Below are 16,578 nucleotides of genomic sequence, written 5' to 3'. Positions count from 1 at the left end.
CGAAGCTCAGAACCGCAGCCCGGGGCCCAGCCGCTTGATGAGCGGAGCCAGTTCGTCCGGGTCCAGGCCGATGTCGAGCAGCTCCAGGCGACGCAGCGACGGCAGGGACTTGGGCGAGCGGAACGCCAGCGCGCCCTCCTCGGTGACCTCGTTGCGCGACAGCTCCAGTCGCTCCAGGCGGGGCAGTCCCTTGCTCTTCGAGAGCGCCACCGCCGCTTCATCGCTCAAGTCATTGCGGTTGAGCGCCAGCCACTGGAGCGTCTCCAGGCCCTTGGCGCGGGCGAGCGTCGCCACGCCGTCGTCGGACAGGCCGCACCCGGACAGGTACAGCCGCTCCCAGGGGACGGTCGCCTTCGCGAGCACCGCCGCGCCCTCGTCCGACAGCGCGCTGCTGGAGAAGCTCACCGAGCGCAGCGCGGGCAGCACCGGCTTCTCCGTGAGCGCGCGCAGGGACGCGTCCGTGGCGCCCGCGAGCACCAGCCCCGACAGCCGCTCCGTGCGAGGCGTGGACACGAGTGCTTGGACCGCGGCGTCGACCCCCGAGCCCTGCAGCCGCAGCCAGCGCACCTGGGAGAACCAGGGCTGCTCGGCAGAGAGCCCCAGACCCACACCGTCCCGGACCGCCACGCACAGTCGCGACACCGGCTCCCGCGCGAACAGCTCGTGCCCGTGCAGGGCCAGCTTGTCCTCGGCGAGGTCCAGCTCCTCGATGAATCCCCGGTGGTAGGTGGGCTCGTGCACGCGCGCGTCGCGCAGGGGCTTGAGCCAGGCCGCGCCATGCTCGTCGAGCAGCGCGCGCTGACGCAGCTGGAGCGACCTGCGTCGGGCCGGGTCCATGCGTCCGGGCAGCGCGAGCTGCACGCGGATGAACTCGGCGCGCGCGGGGTCCAGCGCTTGAAGCGCGTCCGCGCAGGCGAGCCTCGCCGCGTCGTCGTCGGGCGCCCGCACCACCTTCGAGAGCAGCGTGTCGAAGTCGCTCATCGCCCCAGCAGCTCCTTTACCTCGGCCTGCCAGCGTGCGCCCAGCTCCGGGTGCACCATGCGCACGTAGGCGGCATAGCCCTCCAGATACGCCGGGAAGTCCGGACGGCCGCGCGCCTGCGACTCCACGCCGTGCTTGCGGCAGTTGGCGAGGATGGCCTTGAAGCGGCGGCGCTCCTCGCGGGGAATGGCCACGCGCTGGTTGACGGTGAGCCCCGTCACCCGCTGGCGTCCCGCCTGTCGCATGACGCGGCGCTTGGGGGCGTTCTCCGTGAAGCCCTCCTGCTGGAGGATGGCGTTCACCCACCAGAAGAAGCGGCCCAGCTTCTCCGGCGGCTTCGCGAAGGAGAAGGACAGGTCGTCCGCGTAGCGCGTGTACGCGGCGCCGGCCTTCGTCGCCAGCGCGTGCAGGCGCGCGTCCATGCGGCGACAGACGAGGTTGGCGATGGCGGGCGAGGTCGGCGCGCCCTGCGGCAGCACGCCCGGCCACACCACGGTGCCGTCCGACAGCCGGGGGCGCCAGGTGGTGAGCCCCGCGAGCGTGGAGGCCACCTCGTCGTTGTAACCGTACGCCTCGAAGAGGCCCTTCACGCGCCGGTAGTGCACGGTGGGGAAGAAGTCCTCCAGGTCCACGCGCACCACCACGTTCGCTCCCACGTGGGCGTTCGCGTTCGTCACCGTGGAGCGGCCCGGCACGAAGCCGTGCACGGCGTCATGCGTGGGCAGGTGCGCGAGCAGCCCCTCGAGCAGGGCACGCTGCGCGGACTTGAGCTTCTCGCGGGGCGCGCAGATGCGACGCACGCCACCGGAGCGCTTGGGGGCCTCGAACTCCACGTAGCCGGAGCCAGGGCCGGAGCCGGGGCGCATCAGCGCTTCCAGCTCCGACTCCTCCACGCCCACGAGGCGCGCCACGTCCTGTCGGCTCTCGAGCTTCGGCAGGGTGGGGAGGTCGGGCTTCTGCTTCACCTTGCCGCGCGAGTGGGGATACAGGCCGTAGAACCAGCCGGTGGGATTCCAGCCGCCCAGGGCCATGGGGCGGGGACGTCGCGGCGGCGCGATGCGCGTGTCGGGCAGGGACACGTCCGCGAGGCCCAGCTTGCGCACGGCGGCGCGCGCGGCGGTGGCCACGCGGGTGTCTGCGTCCTTCACGCGGCGACGCAGGTGCCCGGCGGCGATGAGGCGCGGGAAGAGCAGGGGGATGAGGCGCACGGCCTCCAGGCGCTCGCGCGGGTCCTGGCTGTTGAGGCGACGGGAGACGGCCTGGCTCCAGTGGCGGCTGACGTAGAAGCGGGCGACCTCGTACTCGGCGAGACCCTGGTGGCGCTCGAGCAGACCGGTGATGCGGCTGAAGTTCCCCTCGGGGTCCTCCATCAACGGCTTGAGCTCGAGGAGGAGTGAGACCAGGTCCATTCACGTGCTCCGGGACCACCGATGAGACTGCGCGCTCCTGGGGACGCCGCCACCTGCACGGCAGAGGCGGACGAGGTCGGGGAAGCCCGCCAGGCGGACCTCGTACCGCGTCGTCCTTCAATGGGTGTCATGGGCAGCCGCGACGTGACATCGCGGACAGAAGGCTGGCTGCACGCGACCCCAGGAGCGGAGCGAAGCTGACCACATCCTTCACGATGAAGGAAGGTCGTCCAGCTCGGCCGGGCCTTCTTCGTCCATCAGGGCGAGCAGCGCTTCGCGAGGGCCTCCGGGAGCCCGGCGCACCAGGGAATCGAGGAGTCGTCCCTGGGCGCGCACGCGCTCACCATGGGCGCGCATGGCCTCCAGCGCGTCGGGTTCCATGTCCGGGCGGGACAGCACGTCGAGGTTGTGGAGCAGCTCGCGTCGGTTGCGCGGCGCGGTGAGGCTCGCGCTGACGCCCGGCTGGGAGAGGGAGTAGCGGTAGCAGTCCACCGCAGTCGGGAGGGGCGTGTCCTGGGGCCCGCCGGGGACGGGCTTGAGCAGCCGGCCGTAGCAGGTGGTGGTGAAGGTGAGGACACCGGTGCCACGACGTCGGGCCTCGGGGAGGAAGGCGGCCTCTGCGCCCGGGTGCGCGGCGCTGTGGCGGGTCATCACCACGGGCCAGTCGCGTCGGTCGAGGGCGTCTCGCGCGAGGTCTCTCAGGTGCGTGGAGAAGCCGAAGGCGCGCAGCTTGCCCTCAGCGCGGAGCTGCTCCAGCACGGCGTGGTTCTCGTCGGAGAGGCGCTCGGGTGCGCGGACCCAGAAGAGCAGGAAGACATCGAGCCAGGTGGTGCGCAGACGGCGCAGCGCGGACTCCACGTCACGACGGATGGCGGCGGCGCCCGAGTGGTAGGTGCCCGCGATGATGACGGACTGCTCGCGCGTGTTCCGGCCTCCGCGGAGGAACTGCGTCAGCGCGGCGTAGCGGGGCTCCCAGAAGAACGTGTCGATGCCGGCGTCGCGGGCCTCGAAGAAGGGCTCGCGCGTGGTGAGGTGCGCGCCGGAGAGGACGAGGGGAGAGACCGTCAGGCCCGTGCGGCCGAGAGGACGTGCGCTGGCGCGTGGGATGAAAGGGCGGGGCGCGGGGCGCTCCCGGGGTCGCGAGGAGGTGGTGGGACGCTGACGTGCCAGCTCGGGTTCGTCGGCGAAGAGAGGCTCGGGGAAGGTGAGCGCGAGGGCTCGCAGGTGGGGGGCGACGCGAGGGGACTCGGTGGTGCCGCCGAGCGACTCACGGAGTCGGGCGAAGGCGTCGTCATCCGCGCGGCGCAGACGCCACGTCCATGCGGCGATGCGCAGGTCCACGGTGTCGTCGGTGGCGGGCTGGCGGAGGAGCGCGTCGAGGCGGGCATCGAGCGTCTCACAGGACTCCAGGGGCGAGGCCGCCGCCGTGCGGACCATGAGTTCGGTGTCGCGTGACAGGCGCAGGAGCGCGCGCAGCTCCGTGTCTCCGCCCTCGGGCGAGAGGTGCTCCGCGGCGCGGGCACGTATCCACGGGTCCGGAGAGCCGCAGCAGGCGAGGGCCACGACGGTATCGAGAGCGGGGGCTTCAGCGCTCTCATGCGAGAGCCGCTCGGCGTGGCGGGATTGCATCCACGCGCCAGGCGGGCCACTGCGTGTGAGCGCCTTGGGCGCTGAAGTCTCATCGCTCTCAGCGGGGTGAGTGCGCATCGCTGGAGCAGGCGGACCGCTGCGTGTGAGCGCCTCGGGCGCTGAAGTCTCATTTCTCGCAGCGGGGTGAGTGCGCATCGCTGGAGCAGGCGGACCGCTGCGTGTGAGCGCCTCTGGCGCAAGGGCCTCATCGCTCTCGGTGGAGAGCGGCTCCCTGGAGTGGGCTCTCTTCCCTGGCGCACGCGAACCGTTGCGTGCGAACTCTTCGGTTGACTGGGGCGCTGGGGCGTCGTTGTCCTCGGACGAGGGATGGCCCGTGGCGCGGGTGCGCATCCCAGCGCCAGGTGAGTCGCCGCGTGCGAGCATCTCGGTTGCGGGGCCTTCGTCAGCGAACTCGCGTGCGTGTGTGAGCACCCACTCCAGCGCCTGGCGTCGCACGGTGGCGTCCGCGTCGTGGAGACAGACGTGTGCGGCGTCGTCCACGTCCAGCACGGCGGCTCGCAGCCACGGGTCTTCGTGGGCACGGGCTTGCTGTCGCTCCGCGTCGCTGAGTCCACCCAGCGCGGACAATGCGGCCAGGGCCGTCGCGCTCGTCGCGGAGTCCTCGTCCCATGCGAACTGTCGGAGCACGTCGAGGTCCTGCTGATGTGCCGCGGCGGAGGTGACAGCCCTGCGCTCTCTCGCCGTCCGTGCCTTGGGCGCGAAGGCCATCAGCGCCTCGACGAAGTCGTCGAACGCGGCGCGGGCCTTGGGCCGTTGCTCCCACGCCGCGATGACCTCCTCGCGCACCGTCTCGTCCCCGTCGCCGAGTGCATTCAACACGTCGCGACGATGCGTCGGAGCATGCACGAGCGCACCGAGCGCCGCGCGGCGGTACGCGGCGTCCGGATGCGCCATCCAGGCACGGAGCTGGGACACGGAGTCCTGGAGACCGTGCTTCACCGCGATGCGCCCGGCCCACGCCAACGCGCCGGGCCTGGGCTTCGGAAGGGACTCGAGGACCCGCTTCGCGAGCGCGACCTCATCCACGGGTGGCCGGTCGAGCAGCGCCTGCGCCTCATCGCGCGCATGCGGGACACGCGGCTCGTCCAGCCAGCGCATCGCGAGACGGATGGCCTCGACGTCCTTGCGCTCCCGCAGTCGCCGACGCGCGAGTGCACGCAGCGGCTCGTGTGGATCTCCCAGCCACTCCACCAGCTCACGCGCGGAGACGGACTCGGCGGAGCGTGCCTCCAGCCGTGCGGTGGTCACCGCCGGGTCCTCGCTGGAGAGAGGCTCGGCTCCGGGCGCCACCGCGGGAGCCGCGAGCGGCGCTGGGAGCGGGACGCCGTCCCGAGCACCGGTGTTCCACTCGGACTCCAGCCACGCCACCGCCGCGCGCACGGGGCCTTGGGTGTGTCTCGTCGCGGCCTGCCGGACCTCTTGCCGCAGGGCTTCGTCCCCCGCGCCCAGCCACGCCAGGGCCTGCACCGACGCGTGGCGCACGCGCCAGAACGGGTCCTCCAGCGCCGTCAGCAACACCTCCATGGCGTCCGCCCCAGCGACGGAGGCCGAGGCGCGCACCGCGGCCCGCCGCACCCACCACACGGGCTCCTGCCGCACGGCCCGTGTCGCGGACGCGAGCAGGTCCTTCGCCCCCAGCCGCGCGAGCGCGCGCCACGCCCTGTCCCGCACCATCGGCATGGCGTCTCCGAGTGACTCCAGGAGCGCGGGCGCGAAGCGTCCGTCCCGCGCGTCCCCCAGTCGCCGCGCGGCGATGGCGCGCACCTGCGCGTCCTCGTCCGTGAGCAGCGCCTGCCTCAGCGCGTAGCGCCCGTCGAGCCGCGAGCCGTCGACGGTGCCCGCCGCCTCGCGCCGCACCGTGACGTCCTCGTCGAGCAACCGCACGGTGGCCAGGTCCCAGTCGAGCATCGCCCGCGGACTCTATGCGCCCTGGTACACTGCGGACATGCCCGACATGCTGGCCATCATCAGCAAGGCGATTTTCGAGAAGGAGGCCGTCGGTCTGTCTCCCGGCAAGGTGCTGCCCACGGACCGCTATCGCAGTCAGAGCAAGCACCTGGCGCCGCTCGAGAATGGCGGTCGCCTCTTCCTCGTCACCGTGCGGCCCCCGGACGAGGCCCTGTGGCTCGTCGCCGTGCTCGAAGGGCTGTCCCTGGATGACGACGGCTGGGTGGGCCGCAAGAACCGCGTGCCCATCACCGACGTCACCACCGCCATCCCCAAGCTGCGCTTCGAGTCCGGCAAGGGAATCCAGGCCGCGAAGGGCGCGCTGGGCATGTCGCTCCAGACGCCGCGCACGCTCACCGCCGGAGACGTGGAGCTGCTCCTCTCCAGCGCGGGCGCAGGCCCCCTCAATCTCACCGCGCACCAGGAGGGCTCGGCCCTGCCGTGCCTGTGCAAGCAGTGCCTGCCCGCGAGCCAGGAGCACGCGCAGGCCCAGGGCATGCGCTTCGTCCGCGCCCAGGTCGAGACGGGCGGCAGGCTGCTCTACTACTGGCTGCCCGAAGAGCTCACGAAGCAGGCGCGCGCGGTGTCCAACGCGGTTCGCGGCGCGCTCGTCGGACGGCTCGGGGCCTGAGTCGGGGCTGGCGCTTCGTCCGCGCCCAGCGCTGATTCTCGAGGAGCGCCGCGGTCCGCCGGGCATGCCCCGCCGCTCGGCGTGCGCTCATCGCCACCGTCGCGGCTCGGAGGGGCGATGGCCCCTCGCCCGTGGGACTACGGCTTCGCGTCCGGAGCGGACAGCTCGGAGCCGATCTGCCGCCACTCCTGCGCGTAGGCGCCGCGGGTGAACGAGCGCAGGTCGTCGCTCGTCACCGTGCCCCGCGCCATCGCGGTGTCGAGCGCGCGGACGACGGCGGCCCGGTGCGGCTGCTCGACGTACGGGTTGCCCTCGCGGAACACCTCGCCGAAGAGCGACTCCAGCCGGCCATCCTGCTTCAGCCGCTCGACGATGCGGGCCTGCGAGGCGGGCTCGTCCGCGTGCGCGTGCAGCATCGCGGAGGCCATGCCGCCCTGCGCGTCCGCGTCGGAGAACTCCGAGAGCAGCTCCAGCTCCGCGTCCGCACCGGCGATGGCCGAGGCCTCGGAGGAGGCGGGCGTCAGCGGGCCACCCCCCAGTGCCACCGCCGGCGTGGCGCGAGGCGTCGGACGGCGGTCCGGCTCGAAGTCGCTGCGCCCCTGGAACGGACTCACCGCGCGAGTTGCCTGGGCGTCCTTCTTTCCGGGGTTCTGCTGCGCGCCCTTGTTGGCGGCGGAATCCGCCCGCTCCGTGCTGGAGCGCTCCGGCACGGAGCTCTTCGGCGACGACGAACGGTTTCCACCATCAATGCGCGACATGCGTGCGCTCCAGGAAGACTGCGAGCCGGTGCTGACATGGCTCCGGGAAGTCTCAGGGAAGTTATCGGACGCCCCCGGCGCCAGTTGCGTCCAGCCCGAAGGTGGATCCTCCGTCGACTGTGCGCGAGTCGAATGACCACCGGTAGACAATCCAATTCGTTCAGCAACTACCGGCGTTTGGCGGCGGGGGTGGGAGGGAACAGGCACTCCAGCCCACGCACCACGTCATCCCGCCAGGCCGTGTAGTTGTGACCTCCGCTGTACTCCCGGTCCTCCACCCGGTGGCCGCTGGCCCTCAGCAGGGGGGCGATGCGCTGGTTTCCCTCCAGCAGCCCCTCGAACCGGCCGCAGCTCATCCACACCTCCAGCGGGCGGCGGGGCACCTGCCGCGCCAGGTCGAAGACGACGAACTCGTGGTTTTCCACCACGAAGGCGCCCGACTGGGACAGCACCCGCCCGAAGGTCTCCGGCGCGCGCAGGCCGATGAAGAGCGACATCAGTCCGCCCAGGGACGAGCCCAGCACCCCATGGGCGCCCGGGTGGTGGCGCTCGTCCACCAGGGACAGGTGCTCGCGGGCCAGGGGCAGCACCTTCCACACCAACAGGCCCACCGTGTACTCGCTGCACGCGTACTCCACGTCGCGCATGGGGCCGCCGTGGGAGACGAGCGCGAGGGCGACGGGGCTCATGCGGCCATCGGCGATGAGCGTGTCCACCAGCTCCGGCAGCCGCACGCGGCGCAGGTACTCCTCGCCGTCGAGCACCACCACCAGCGGCACGGGCCCCTTCGTCGGCGGGGCATACAGGTGCACGGTGCGCTGGCCCGTCAGGCCCGTGTCGGACATGTCCACGCGGTGCCGGGTGACGCGGCCTCGGGGAAGACCTCGGGGCCTGCGCGAGGGGAGGGCGGGCCCGCCGTCGGGCATGTAGAAGACGTGGTTGCTCTCACCGAAGCCGTTGTCACAGACGCGCGCGTTGAAGTCGTCCCGCACCCGACGGCCCTTCGCGTCGAACAGCGCGTACTCCACATAGGCGTCCCGGGGCAGCGCCAGCGAGCGCGTCCAGAGGCCAGGGCCCGCGCGCTCCAGCGGCAGCGGCTCGCCCTTCCAGTCCTGGAAGTCCCCCTGGACGAAGACGGGCCCGCGCCCGCGCCACACGAAGGTGGCGGTGTCGCCGATGATGACGGGTGTCCCTTCCGCTCGCGCTCGCGCTTCCAGCTCCCTGGCATCCATCCCGCGTCGCTCCTGGGCAGTTCCCGCCGCTGTTTCTAGCCCGAGTCACCCACGCGAGCGCCCGGGCTTCGTCGCTCAGCCGAGCAGCTGCTTCAGCGCGCCTTCCAGCTCCGGGAAGCCGAACGCGAAGCCCGCCGCCCGGGCTCGCGCGGGCAACACCCGCTGGCCCTCGAGCACCACCTTGGACATCTCCCCCAGCGCCGCCTTCACCATGAAGGCCGGGACATGCATCACGCTGGGGCGCCCCAGCGCGTGGCCCAGCGCGTGAGCGAAGGCCGTGTTCGTCACCGGCTCCGGCGCGGTGGCGTTCACCGGCCCCTCCAGCTCCGGGTGCGCCAGCGCGAACTGGAGGAGCGCCCGCGCGTCGTCCAGGTGAATCCAGCTCACGTACTGCTTGCCGCTGCCCACCGGCCCTCCGGCGCCCAAGCGGAACGGCGGCAGCATCTTGTGCAGCGCGCCGCCGTCCGGATGCAGCACCATGCCCATGCGCACCACCGCCGTGGGAATCCCCGCCTCCTCGCGCGCCCGGAGCGCCTGGGCCTCCCACGCCACGCACACCCGCGCGAGGAAGTCGTCGCCGGGGGCGCTGTCCTCCGTCAGGGCCTGCGCCTCGCGAGCGCCGCCGTAGTAGCCGATGGCCGACGTGGACACGAAGCGCCTCACCGTGCCCGCGGCCTTCATCGCGTCCACCAGCACCCGCGTGCCCTGCACCCGGCTGTCGTGGATGCGCTGCTTCGCGTCCTTCGTCCACCGCTGCGCCACCGGCTCGCCCGCCAGGTGCACCACCGCGTCCACGCCCGCGAGCGCCTCGGGCGCCATCGCCGTCCGCCCGTCGAACACCGCCCCCGTCACCCCCGCGGGCAGCCGCTCCAGCGCCCGGGCCACGTCCCGCGTGAGCACCTGGACCTGATGGCCATGACTCAACAAACCCTGGACAAGTCCCGGGCCCAGGAACCCCGTGGCCCCCGTCACCGCCACCTTCATGGGGTGGCTCCCGGGGCGGCCGGCGCGGCCACCGGCGTCGTCAGGTCCACCCCCACCAGCTTGCTGAGCGACTCGAAGAAGGCCGTCTGCTCCTCCGGCTTCATCTTCCCCGAGTGTCGGTAGACCAACACTCCCTGTGCATCCAGCAGCAGCACGTTGGAGGTCTTCAGCGGCAGCGTCCACGGCGCCTCGCCCATGGCTCCTTTCAGGTCCACCAGGATGGGCACGCCCACCTTCTTCTCCTCGTCCCGGACGTAGGAGAGGGCAATCTGCCGAGCGGGAAAGAAGTCGAACTTCATGAGGTTGGCCACCGCCACCACCGTGGCCGCCCCCAACAGGTTGCGCTCCTTGCCCCGCGCGAAGAGCTCCTCCTTCAGCCCGGCGTTGAGCTTCGTGGAGTCCTTGTCCTCATAGAAGAGAATTACCGGTTTTCCACGCCAGCGAGAGAGACGCACCTCTTCTCCGCTCGAGGTTCGTAACGTCGCGTCCTGCGGACCGTCCGGAAGGTTGGACGCGAGGGCTCCCTGGGAAAGCAGGGCGGCCGCCAGTGTGCCGGTGATCCACGTCTTCATGAGGTGACCCCTGGTGGACAAGGTTGATACAAACCATGGACATAGCCTTGACAAGGCCTGGACGCAAACGTTACCTCTCAGCAGCAGCCGCCTGAATCCGGAGGATCAACCGATGGCCCTTCCCCGTCCCGCTGTACAGCCGATGTCGGGCGAGCTTCCCCTGGAGCAGGCCTGGCTGAAGCTCGTGCAGGCACAGGTGGAGACGTCGTTGGGCGAGCTGTTCGACCTGCCGGACGAGGCCCGCCTGGACGCGCGCTGGACGTGGGCCATGGCGCAGGCGCGCACGTACGCCCTGAGGCCGGCCAAGCGGGTGCGGCCGGCGCTGGTGATGGCGGGGCACTGTCTGGCGAAGGGCACGCCGGTGGTGCCGGGCGAGCTGTGGCGCTTCGCGGCGGGGCTGGAGCTGCTGCACACCTTCCTGCTCATCCACGATGACGTGGCGGACCGGGCGCACCTGCGGCGGGGCGGCGCGGCGCTGCACCACCTCCTGGCGCCGGGGCGCGGCGGCGAGGACCTGGCGGTGGTGGTGGGCGACCACCTCTTCGCGCGCTCGCTGGAGGCCATGCTGGAGTCGGGCCTGCCGGGCGTGGCGAGGGTGGTGCGCTACTACCTGTCGGTGTGCCGTCACACGGCGGCGGGCCAGTACCTGGACCTGGCGCTGGGCGGCGCGCCGCTGTCGCAGGTGTCGCTGTTCCAGACGCTGCGCGTGGCCTACCTCAAGACGGCGCGCTACGGCTTCTGCGCGCCGCTCGTCTGCGGCGCCATGCTGGGCGGCGCCAGCCCGGAGCTGGTGGCGGGGCTCGAGCGCGTGGGCCGTCAGGTGGGCCTGGCCTACCAGCTGAAGGACGACCTCATCGGGCTCTTCGGTGACTCGAGCGTCGCGGGCAAGGCGGCGGACGGCGACTTCATGCAGGGCAAGCGCACCTTCCCGGTGCTGGCGGCCTACGTGCGCGCCCCGCCGAGGGCCCGCGAGGAGCTGGAGCTGCTCTGGTCGCTGCCCGAGTCGCTCAAGGACGCGCGCGCCCTGGCGCGTGCCCGGACGCTGGTGGAGGAGTACGGCGGCCGTGAGGCGTGCGAGCGGTTGGTGACGCGCGGCTCCCACGCGGCCCGGCGCGCCTTGCACTCGCTGCCCAACCCCAACGGGGCCCGGGACCTGTTGGACGCGCTCATCGCGCGGCTGGCCCATCGCATCGCCTGAGGACCTCATGAGCTCGCGAATCCAAGGCAGACGCGTGGTGGTGGTGGGCGCCGGAGTCGGAGGCCTGGCCGCGGCGGCGCGGCTGGCGCACCAGGGCTTCGACGTGCGCGTCGTCGAGAAGACGGTGGGGCCGGGAGGTCGCTGCAACCGGCTGCGGGTGGAGGGGTTCACCTGGGACATCGGTCCCACCATCGTGCTGATGCCGGAGGTGTTCGAGGAGACCTTCCGCGCGCTCGGTCGGCGAATCGAGGACTACCTGACGCTGCTCAAGTGCGAGCCCAACTACCGGGTGCACTTCCGCGACGGCTCGGACGTCACCTTCACCTCCGAGCTGTGCGCCATGGGGCGCGAGCTGGAGCGGGTGGAGCCGGGCAGCTACGCGCGCTACCTCGCCTTCCTCGCCCAGGGGCGTGTCCAGTACCGCACGAGCCTGGACCACCTGGTGGGCCGCAACTACGAGGGCATCACCGACTACCTGTCCCCGCGCGTGCTCGCCCGCATCCTCCAGGTGCGCGCGCATCGGCGCATGTACCCGGACGTCAGCCGCTACTTCAAGGACGACCGGCTGCGCGCGGCGATGACCTTCCAGACCATGTACCTGGGCGTGTCTCCCTTCGAGTCGCCCGCGGTGTATGGACTGCTGCCCTTCACCGAGCTGGGCGTGGGCATCTGGTTCCCCAAGGGGGGCCTGTATGCGATTCCGCAGGCGCTGGAGAAGCTGGCGCTCGAGGAGGGCGTGCGCTTCCACTACGGCACCCCCGTGGAGCGCATCCTCACGGAGGGCGGCCGCACCACCGGCGTGAGGCTGGAGGGTGGCGAGGTGCTGGAGGCGGACGCGGTGCTGTGCAACGCGGACCTGCCCTACGCGTACGAGAAGCTGCTGGACCCGGAGGCCACCACGCTCAAGCGCCGCGAGTCGCTGCGCTACACGTCCAGTGGCTACATGCTCTACCTGGGGATGCGCCGGAAGTACCCGGAGCTGGGGCACCACAACGTGGTCTTCGGCCACGACTACAAGGGCTCGTTCGACGACATCTTCCAGCGCTTCCGCGTGCCGGACGACCCGAGCTTCTACGTCAACGCGCCCACGCGCACGGATTCGTCGCTCGCGCCCGAGGGCAAGGACTCGCTCTATGTCCTGGTGCCCGTGCCGCACCAGCACCCGTCGCTCGACTGGAAGGTGGAGGGCCCCAAGGTGCGCGCCAAGGTGTTCGCGCGCCTGGCCGAGCTGGGCCATCCGGACCTGGAGTCGGACATCGAGGTGGAGCGTGTCTTCACTCCCGACGACTGGGCGGGCACGTTCAACCTGGCCAAGGGCAGCGCGTTCGGACTGGCGCAGAACTTCCTGCAGATTGGTCCGTTCCGGCCGTCCAACCAGGACGCGCGGGTGAAGAACCTCTTCTTCGTCGGTGCGTCCACGCAGCCGGGCACGGGGCTGCCCACGGTGCTCATCTCCGCGCGGCTCGTCACCGAGCGGCTGATGTCGTGGGCTCGTGACCGCGGGGTGAAGTTGTCCCCGCGCGCGGACCCGGCGAAGTCGGTGGCGGCGGAGGTGGCGGCATGAGCACGCCCGACGAGAAGGCGCTGGTGCGTCGGGGATACTGGCTGGCCCGGCGGGTGACGCGGCATCACGCCAAGAGCTTCTTCTTCGCCTCGTATCTGTTGTTCGGTCAGCGCCGGAAGGCGGCGTTCGCGCTGTATGCGTTCTGCCGGCGGCTGGATGACCTGGTGGATGAGGCGGGGCCCGACGGCGAGGAGCTCGCGGTGCGGTTGGACCGGGCCCGACGCATGGTGGCGGAGCTGTACGTGCCCATGCCGGAGCTGGCCTCGCGCGAGCTGGGGCCCCCGAATGACCGGGTGGCGGGTGTGGCGGCGCGCTCGCCGTGGGACGCGGGGGAGTTCGCGGCGCTGGCGCACACGGTGCGGCTCTACCGGATTCCGGAGCAGCCGTTCCAGGACCTCATCTCCGGCATGGAGATGGACCTGACGAAGAACCGCTACGAGACGTGGGAGGAGCTGGACCTCTACTGCTACCGCGTGGCGGGCGTGGTGGGGTTGATGTTGACGCCGGTGCTCGGGTGCTCGGACGTGTCGGCGCTGCAGCCGGCGGCGGACCTGGGCCGGGGCATGCAGCTCACCAACATCCTGCGCGACGTGCGCGAGGACCTGGAGCGCGGCCGCGTGTACCTGCCCGCGCGGGAGCTGGCGCACTTCGGGCTGTCCGAGGAGGACCTGCACCGCGGGAAGGTGGACGCGCGGTGGCGGGACTTCATGCGCTTCCAGGTGGCGCGGGCCCGCGTGTACTACGCGCGCGCGGCGCAGGGGGTGCCCTCGCTCACCGGGTTCGGCAGTCAGCGCATGGTGCGGCTGATGGGCGCCATCTATGGCGACATCCTCCGGGAGATTGAGGTGCGCGACTACGACGTGTTCAGCTCGCGCGCCTTCGTGCCGACGGGCCGCAAGCTGTCACTGGCCGCCGCGACGTTCCTGCGTCCCATGAGTGTGCTGCCCGCGCCCCTCGGCGAGGCGCGCGTGCCGTTGCTGCCGAGCGAGGCGGGGGGCCGACACCATGGCTGATGCGTGTGTTCGGAGGCGGGGGTGCCCCGGCTTCCACGCGAAGCGGGGCGATGACGCCCTGGGGGACGTACGTGCTCGCGGACGTTTGGAGCCGCGGCGAGGGGGGCATGGCCTGCGCGCGATGCAGGGTGGTGACGCCGCGGAGACCGCGCGCGTTCGCGAGTGCCCGGAGGCTCGGTCATGAGGGCCTCCCGGGTCGCCGTCATCGGCGGAGGCATCGGCGGGCTCACCGCCGCGGGGCTCCTGGCGAAGGAGGGCCACGCGGTGACGCTGTTCGAGGGCAGCGCGTCACTGGGCGGCAAGGCGCAGGCGGTCACCGTGGACGGCGTGACGCTGGACACCGGGCCCACGCTGTTGACGCTGCCGGACCTGGTGCGTGGCACCTTCGAGCAGCTGGGCGCGATGGACCTGCTGCCCCAGCTCACGGAGCTGGAGCCCCAGTGCTCCTATCGCTTCTCGGATGGGTGCTCGTTCACCGCGTACAAGGACGTGGAGCGCACCGCGGACAGCGCGGGGGACGTGAAGCCCTCGGAGCGTCGAGGCATCCGCGGCTTCTACGCGGAGGCCGCCGCCATCTGGGCCGCCGCGGGTGAGCCCTACCTGGAGGCGCCCTTCGAGGGCATGGCCGGCTTCATGGGCCGCGTGGCGAAGCGGGGCATCGGCGCGGTGCTCGCGGGCATGCAGCTGTCGTCGCTGCACGCCCTGGCGGTGAAGCACCTGCGCACCGAGCACCTGCAACAGTACGTGGGGCGCTTCGCCACCTACGCGGGCGCGTCGCCGTACGAGGCGAGCGCGGCCTTCGCGCTGATTCCTCACATCGAGCACGCCTACGGTGTCCACCATGCGCGCGGTGGCGTGGGCGCGCTCGTGGACGCGCTGGGACGCGCGGTGCGCAGGCTGGGCGTCACGGTGCACCTGCGGACGCGGGCCCGCTTCGAGCGCACGCACGAGGGCTACCGCGTGGGCCCGGAGGAGGACGGCGCGCTGTTCGACGGCGTGGTGGTGAACGCGGACCCGCTGGAGTCGCTGCGGCGCGAGGGCGAGGCGCTGGCGCTCTCCGGCTTCGTGCTGCTGCTGGACGTGGAGGGACGACTCCCGCTGCCGCACCACGCGGTGCTCTTCGGCAGCGACTACCCGCGCGAGTTCAGGGAGTTGTTCAGCGGGCAGCTCGCGTCGGACCCGACGGTGTACTTCTGCAACCCGTCCGCGACGGACCCCACGATGGCCCCCGTGGGCCGCACGGGCCTGTTCGTCATGGTGAACGCGCCGCCGTTGTCAGGCGGCCCTGGGGCGCTGGAGACCAGCGCGCGCGAGTGGGAGCAGCACGGCGAGCGGGTGAAGGCGCAGATGTTCGAGAAGCTGTTCGCGCACCACCCGGAGCTCCGGGGGCGGGTGCGTGTCATCGGCCAGCGCTCGCCGGTGGACCTGGCGGCGCAGGGCGCTCCAGGGGGCTCCATCTACGGCTTCCTGCCCCACGGCAAGCTGGGGCCCTTCCGGCGTCCTCGCATCCGGGGCAACACGCCGGGCCTGTTCTTCGCGGGCGGCGGCACACACCCGGGCGGTGGGGTGCCCCTGGTGATGCTGTCCGGCCGCTTCGCCGCGGAGATGGCCTCCGCGCATCTGCGGAGGGGCGGATGATGAACACCTTGCGAGACATTCCGGCGCTGCCCGGCGAGGCGGGGGCCTATCGCTGGTTCTACGCGGACGTGACGGCGGGTCCGTTCAGCGCGGTGTGCATCTTCATGCTGGGCTCGCTCTTCTCGCCCCGGTACTCGGTGGCGGCGCGTCGAGGCGGACGACCCATGGAGTACAGCGCGGTGAACTTCGCGCTGTACCACGAGGGCGTGCGTCGTCTGTGGGTGCTCAGCGAGTATCCGCACGCGCAGATGGAGTCGCCGGGGCGGCTGCGCATCGGCCGCTCGACGCTGACGTACGGCGAGGACGGCGCGGTGCGGATGGAGGTGGACGACTGGACGGCGCCGTGGGGACGGCCCGTCAGCGCGCGCCTCACGTTGGAGCCGCTGACGCCCATGGGCGAGGTGGTGCGGTTGATGCCCGAGCTGCCGCACTACTGGCAGGCCCTGGCGCCGCGCGCCAAGGCGAAGCTGGAGGTGTCCTCGCTCGGCGTGACGGCGGAGGGGCTGGGGTACCACGACACGAATCACGGTGAGGAGTTGCTGGGCGCGCGGCTCGCCGGCTGGCACTGGGCGCGCACGCACCGCGAGGACACGACGGTGGTGGACTACCACCTGCCGGATGGCGTGGCCCCGCTGCGGATGACGGCCTGTTCCAGCGGTGTGCGCTGCGAGCGTGGCGAGGAGCCTCAAGCCCGGCCCACGGTCATCACCGGCTGGGGCCTTCGCGTGCCCTCGCGCCTGGAGTCGGGCAACACGGTGGTGGGGCAGGCGCGGCTGTTGGAGTCCTCGCCCTTCTATGCGCGACTGGAGGCTCGCAAGGGCGCGCTGGACTGCATGGGCGAGGTGGCGGACTTCCGCCGGTTCCACTCGCCCTTCATCCGGTGGATGGCCCACTTCCGCACGCGCCTGGGGAGGGCGGCATGAGTGTGCCGATGGGGTGGATGAGGCTCGCCTCGGCCTTCAGCGCGATGACGCCCACGCGCCACGCGTGCTCCGGGAGGG

At 71.8% G+C, this 16,578-nt stretch carries 13 protein-coding genes; 6 read left to right on the top strand and 7 right to left on the bottom strand.

Annotated elements, in window-relative coordinates; all coding sequences use genetic code 11:
* Positions 1 to 6: 6 nt before the first annotated feature.
* The 3 genes from K8625_RS19865 to K8625_RS19855 form a co-directional block, all read right to left on the bottom strand.
* Positions 7 to 981, bottom strand: a complete 975-nt coding sequence (locus tag K8625_RS19865) for a TIGR02996 domain-containing protein (protein ID WP_223783588.1) — start codon at positions 979 to 981, stop codon at positions 7 to 9.
* Positions 978 to 2,390 carry a reverse transcriptase family protein gene (locus K8625_RS19860; RefSeq protein WP_223745963.1) on the bottom strand — a complete coding sequence of 471 codons (1,413 nt, stop codon included), beginning with the start codon at positions 2,388 to 2,390 and terminating at the stop codon, positions 978 to 980. The genes K8625_RS19865 and K8625_RS19860 overlap by 4 nt, the downstream gene beginning before the upstream one ends.
* Positions 2,391 to 2,600: 210 nt before the next feature.
* Positions 2,601 to 5,948, bottom strand: coding sequence for a HEAT repeat domain-containing protein (locus K8625_RS19855; RefSeq protein WP_223783587.1), 3,348 nt, complete (start codon positions 5,946 to 5,948; stop codon positions 2,601 to 2,603).
* Between the two features lie 37 nt (positions 5,949 to 5,985).
* On the opposite strand from K8625_RS19855, the gene K8625_RS19850 reads away from it, so the two are divergent.
* Positions 5,986 to 6,618, top strand: coding sequence for a hypothetical protein (locus tag K8625_RS19850; RefSeq protein WP_223783586.1), 633 nt, complete (start codon positions 5,986 to 5,988; stop codon positions 6,616 to 6,618).
* 137 nt (positions 6,619 to 6,755) lie between these two features.
* On the opposite strand, the gene K8625_RS19845 is transcribed toward K8625_RS19850, so the two are convergent.
* The 4 genes from K8625_RS19845 to K8625_RS19830 all read right to left on the bottom strand — a co-directional run bounded on the left by K8625_RS19845 (position 6,756) and on the right by K8625_RS19830 (position 10,164).
* Entirely contained in the window at positions 6,756 to 7,376 is a 621-nt protein-coding gene (locus K8625_RS19845) for a hypothetical protein (protein WP_223745966.1), read from the bottom strand.
* Between the two features lie 167 nt (positions 7,377 to 7,543).
* On the bottom strand, positions 7,544 to 8,608 hold the full coding sequence (locus K8625_RS19840; protein ID WP_223745967.1) for an alpha/beta hydrolase-fold protein: 1,065 nt from the start codon (positions 8,606 to 8,608) through the stop codon (positions 7,544 to 7,546).
* 75 nt (positions 8,609 to 8,683) lie between these two features.
* The gene (locus tag K8625_RS19835; protein WP_223745968.1) at positions 8,684 to 9,592 is read right to left on the bottom strand and encodes a TIGR01777 family oxidoreductase; all 909 of its coding nucleotides are present in this window, start codon (positions 9,590 to 9,592) and stop codon (positions 8,684 to 8,686) included.
* A complete protein-coding gene (locus K8625_RS19830; RefSeq protein ID WP_141330957.1) occupies positions 9,589 to 10,164 on the bottom strand; it encodes a peroxiredoxin in 576 nt (191 codons plus the stop codon). The genes K8625_RS19835 and K8625_RS19830 overlap by 4 nt, the downstream gene beginning before the upstream one ends.
* Positions 10,165 to 10,276: 112 nt before the next feature.
* Between K8625_RS19830 and K8625_RS19825 the strand changes: the two genes are divergently transcribed.
* The 5 genes from K8625_RS19825 (at position 10,277) to K8625_RS19805 (ending at position 16,500) form a co-directional block, all read left to right on the top strand.
* Entirely contained in the window at positions 10,277 to 11,362 is a 1,086-nt protein-coding gene (locus K8625_RS19825) for a polyprenyl synthetase family protein (RefSeq protein WP_141330955.1), read from the top strand.
* A gap of 7 nt (positions 11,363 to 11,369) precedes the next feature.
* Positions 11,370 to 12,926 carry an NAD(P)/FAD-dependent oxidoreductase gene (locus K8625_RS19820; protein ID WP_223745969.1) on the top strand — a complete coding sequence of 519 codons (1,557 nt, stop codon included), beginning with the start codon at positions 11,370 to 11,372 and terminating at the stop codon, positions 12,924 to 12,926.
* Positions 12,923 to 13,939 (top strand): phytoene/squalene synthase family protein, encoded by a 1,017-nt coding sequence (locus K8625_RS19815; RefSeq protein ID WP_223783585.1) that lies wholly within the window; start codon positions 12,923 to 12,925, stop codon positions 13,937 to 13,939. Before K8625_RS19820 ends, K8625_RS19815 begins: the two co-directional genes overlap by 4 nt.
* 180 nt (positions 13,940 to 14,119) lie before the next feature.
* A complete protein-coding gene (locus K8625_RS19810; RefSeq protein WP_223783584.1) occupies positions 14,120 to 15,577 on the top strand; it encodes an NAD(P)/FAD-dependent oxidoreductase in 1,458 nt (485 codons plus the stop codon).
* Positions 15,577 to 16,500: a carotenoid 1,2-hydratase gene (locus K8625_RS19805; RefSeq protein WP_141330961.1), complete on the top strand. Its 924-nt coding sequence runs from the start codon at positions 15,577 to 15,579 to the stop codon at positions 16,498 to 16,500. The genes K8625_RS19810 and K8625_RS19805 overlap by 1 nt, the downstream gene beginning before the upstream one ends.
* Positions 16,501 to 16,578 lie beyond the last annotated feature (78 nt).

It is taken from the genome of Myxococcus sp. AS-1-15, assembly GCF_020037055.1.
GTDB classification, from domain to species: Bacteria; Myxococcota; Myxococcia; order Myxococcales; family Myxococcaceae; genus Myxococcus; species Myxococcus fulvus.
The sequence above is the reverse complement of the archived record's forward strand: the minus strand, read 5'-3'. Positions and strand labels throughout refer to the sequence as shown.

Bases quoted from the DNA above. Each gene is read 5' to 3' on its own strand.
- K8625_RS19855 (WP_223783587.1), bottom strand. From the start codon at position 5,948: ATGCTCGACTGGGACCTGGCCACCGTGCGGTTGCTCGACGAGGACGTC.
- K8625_RS19860 (WP_223745963.1), bottom strand. From the start codon at position 2,390: ATGGACCTGGTCTCACTCCTCCTCGAGCTCAAGCCGTTGATGGAGGAC.
- K8625_RS19835 (WP_223745968.1), bottom strand. From the start codon at position 9,592: ATGAAGGTGGCGGTGACGGGGGCCACGGGGTTCCTGGGCCCGGGACTT.
- K8625_RS19825 (WP_141330955.1), top strand. From the start codon at position 10,277: ATGGCCCTTCCCCGTCCCGCTGTACAGCCGATGTCGGGCGAGCTTCCC.
- K8625_RS19850 (WP_223783586.1), top strand. From the start codon at position 5,986: ATGCCCGACATGCTGGCCATCATCAGCAAGGCGATTTTCGAGAAGGAG.
- K8625_RS19845 (WP_223745966.1), bottom strand. From the start codon at position 7,376: ATGTCGCGCATTGATGGTGGAAACCGTTCGTCGTCGCCGAAGAGCTCC.
- K8625_RS19820 (WP_223745969.1), top strand. From the start codon at position 11,370: ATGAGCTCGCGAATCCAAGGCAGACGCGTGGTGGTGGTGGGCGCCGGA.
- K8625_RS19810 (WP_223783584.1), top strand. From the start codon at position 14,120: ATGAGGGCCTCCCGGGTCGCCGTCATCGGCGGAGGCATCGGCGGGCTC.
- K8625_RS19840 (WP_223745967.1), bottom strand. From the start codon at position 8,608: ATGGATGCCAGGGAGCTGGAAGCGCGAGCGCGAGCGGAAGGGACACCC.
- K8625_RS19865 (WP_223783588.1), bottom strand. From the start codon at position 981: ATGAGCGACTTCGACACGCTGCTCTCGAAGGTGGTGCGGGCGCCCGAC.
- K8625_RS19830 (WP_141330957.1), bottom strand. From the start codon at position 10,164: ATGAAGACGTGGATCACCGGCACACTGGCGGCCGCCCTGCTTTCCCAG.
- K8625_RS19805 (WP_141330961.1), top strand. From the start codon at position 15,577: ATGAACACCTTGCGAGACATTCCGGCGCTGCCCGGCGAGGCGGGGGCC.
- K8625_RS19815 (WP_223783585.1), top strand. From the start codon at position 12,923: ATGAGCACGCCCGACGAGAAGGCGCTGGTGCGTCGGGGATACTGGCTG.